At 57.8% G+C, this 3,011-nt stretch carries 3 protein-coding genes; all 3 read left to right on the top strand.

The window, feature by feature from the left end; genetic code table 11:
• Nucleotides 1–308: rhomboid family intramembrane serine protease (locus tag VMJ32_09495; protein HTQ39251.1), on the top strand; the 308-nt coding region annotated here is incomplete at its 5' end.
• A gap of 75 nt (nt 309–383) precedes the next feature.
• Nucleotides 384–1,982 (top strand): C25 family cysteine peptidase, encoded by a 1,599-nt coding sequence (locus VMJ32_09490; GenBank protein HTQ39250.1) that lies wholly within the window; start codon nt 384–386, stop codon nt 1,980–1,982.
• Nucleotides 1,983–2,061: 79 nt separating this feature from the next.
• A partial coding sequence (locus VMJ32_09485; protein HTQ39249.1) for a hypothetical protein occupies nt 2,062–3,011 on the top strand: 950 nt, incomplete at its 3' end.

Below are 3,011 nucleotides of genomic sequence, written 5' to 3'. Positions count from 1 at the left end.
GAATATGGCCGCTTCTGTTTCCCCACGATAAGGTTACGCAGACGACGGCCTTTGGCGGTATGTCCGGAGTCGTTTACGGCCTGCTCGGCTATCTTTGGATGAAAAGCTGGTTTCAGCCGCAATTGAAATTGTTCGTTTCGAACGGCATCGTGCTGTTTTTAGTGGGCTGGCTGGTGCTGGGTTGGACCGGATTGCTCGATCAACTGGTGGGGAGCAGCGTTGCGAATTGGGCGCACACGGTCGGCTTGCTGGCAGGAATGGCGGTCGGCTTCGCTCCCGTGGCTTGGCGGCGCGCCACAGGGAAATAATCACCCCTTCGCCGACAAACTGACTGCATCCGGATTCCTCTCCCACAAAATTTCCCCGGACGCTAGACTTCCCACATGCACCTGCTCCTCCTGCCGCTGTTATTAAGTTTGGGCGCTGCGCCGGCGGCACAAAATCCCGATATCGCAGTGGTTTGCCCCGCGGAATTTCGCGCGGCAATGCAGCCCTGGCTTGCGCGCCGTCAGCTCCAAGGACACGTGGTCGAATTCATTTCCAACCAAGGCCCCGCGCTGCAAATTCGTGAGCATATTCGCACGCTGGCCAAAAGCGGAAAGCTGCAATTCATTGTGCTCGTGGGCGATCCGCCGGCGCCGGACAGTGATCCCGCAAAAAAATCACCCTGCACGCCCACCTTCCGCATTCCCGCCACTGCCAGCCGCCTGTATGGCGCCCCGTCGGAATTTGACACGGACAATCCGTATGCCGACTTGGACGACGACGGCATCCCCGACGTGGCGATCGGCCGGCTCACCGCCCACACCCCGGAGCAACTCAGCATCGTTGTCAAAAAAATTCTAGCTTATGAAGATTCGCAAAATTTTGGCCCCTGGCGGGCACGCATTAACTTCGTCGCCGGCGAGGGGGGCTACGGCCAACTGATTGATGCGGCGTCGGGCGTTCTCGCTCGCCAGGGCATCCGTTGGCTGATTCCGGGCGCTTATCAAACCATCTTGACCGATGCCCGCTGGCGCAGTCCCTACTGTCCCGATCCGCGCGGCTTTCATGCCTGTAGCCTCGATCGAATCAACGAAGGCTGTTTGTTTTGGGTCTTCATGGGGCACGGAGCCCCGCAATCGCTGCAATGGGCCGTCTTTCCCGATGGCGGCACGCCAATTTTGCAATGCGACGATTGCGCCCATTTGCACGGCGCCTCAGGCCCGCCAATTATGCTGCTGATGTGCTGCTACACGGGGGCGTTTGCCCAATCAAAAGATTGCCTGTCCGAAGAGCTGTTGCGCGCCCCCGGCGGACCCGTCGCGGTGTTCAGCGGCTCCAGCGAAACCATGCCCTACGGCATGGCCGCCCTGTCGCAGCAAGCCATTCGCCAATTTTTTGTCAATCGCCGCGAAACACTCGGCCAGTGGCTGTTATATGCCAAGCGCGACACAATGGCCGGCTACAATTTGCCCATTTGGTCGCTGATTCATGCGCTCACCGTGGCGGTGACGCCGGAACTATTTCAACCGAAGGAAGAGCGGCTGGAGCATTTGCAACTCTTCAATCTTTTCGGCGATCCTACCATGACTCTGCACCAACCACGCGAGGTTAATTTGTCGCTTCCAGCCAAGGCGGCAGCCGGCGACGAAATCACGATCAAAGGTCGCTGCTCTGTCGAAGGAACCGCCACCGTGGAATTGGTCTTGCCTTGGGACTGTGTGCCCACGGCAACCAGAGAAACTTACGACGGCAGCGCCATAGGACGCGAACGGTTTAGCGCCGCTTACCGTGCCGCCAACAATCCGCCGCTGGTCTCCGTAACGGCCCAGATCCATAGCGGTAGTTTTTCCACCGTATTGCCGGTGCCCAAAGATGCGATCGGAACATGCGCAGTGCGCGTATTTGTTGAAGGCGCCAACGATTTTGCGCTCGGCAGTGGAACGATGAAAATTTTGAACACCGCAGCCGCTTTATCTACCGAAACACCAAAACGCTGAATTCAGCCGACGAAAATTCGTCGATGGGGGTCTTTTCCCCGCCCCACCTAACCGTTACGGTTGGCAGCGGAGAAAGCCCATGACCCAACCATCTTTGCCGTCGCAGCCGGGTTCGGCTGCTTCCCCTGTTGACGCACCGCCGCCGACTCAAAAACGTCGCCGTTGGCTCCGCTGGCTGTTTGTGCTGGTTTTGCTCCTGCTCCTATTCATTGTTTTTTTACCAAACCTTGTCGCCCTCCCCTTCTGCCGCCAGCGCTTGTTAGATTTGGCATTTTCGCGAGTGAACACTCAAGCCACGCTAGGCGAGCTTTCGCTCTCCTGGTTTTCCCCCGTCCTGATCGGCGATCTCCAGCTCCAGCCCGAAAATACCGATCGAGCGGCCCTCAGCGTGCAACAAGTGGCTGGCAACACGTCGCTCCTGCACATCCTGTTCGGGCATAGTTTGGGAAACTATCGCATTTCGCAACCCGAACTGTATGTGCACTTCGATAGCGAGGGAACCAACATAACTCGACTGATCCGTGGCCTCTCGAGTTTGTCATTGGGAAACCGATCCGCGCAGTTGGAGGTAATCGATGGCCGCCTGCTGCTGCAGGGTCAAAACTCGCCGCAGCCCTGGCAAGTGGACGGCTTGAATCTAAACTTGGCGCTAACGCCCGCTGGCGAAAATGCCGCCGGCGTGCCGGTCGTAAGCGGCGAAAACACGCGCCTGCTCAACCAGATGGAACTGACTCCGGAAATGTGCAACGACTTGCTCAAATTCATCACGCCTCCCCTTTTCCAAGCCACGCGCACTTCCGGAAAGGTTTCCCTCTCTCTGGACGATTTCCATTGGCCGCTGGGAAAGCCCGAGGCCACGGATTTGAAGGGCCGGCTTACCTTGCACTCTGTCAATGTTGTTCCGGGCCCGATCGTCCAGTTGCTCAACAGCCTACTGCAAAATCACAATGCGCCGTGGGTGATGCAAATTGCCAAGGACGACGAAGTAACATTCAGCATGCACAATGGCCGGGTGTACCATGACAACTT

The sequence above is a fragment of the Pirellulales bacterium genome (assembly GCA_035499655.1).
Lineage (GTDB): Bacteria > Planctomycetota > Planctomycetia > Pirellulales > JADZDJ01 > DATJYL01.
Note: the sequence above shows the minus strand (reverse complement) of the source record. Positions and strands in the feature narration are given on the sequence as shown.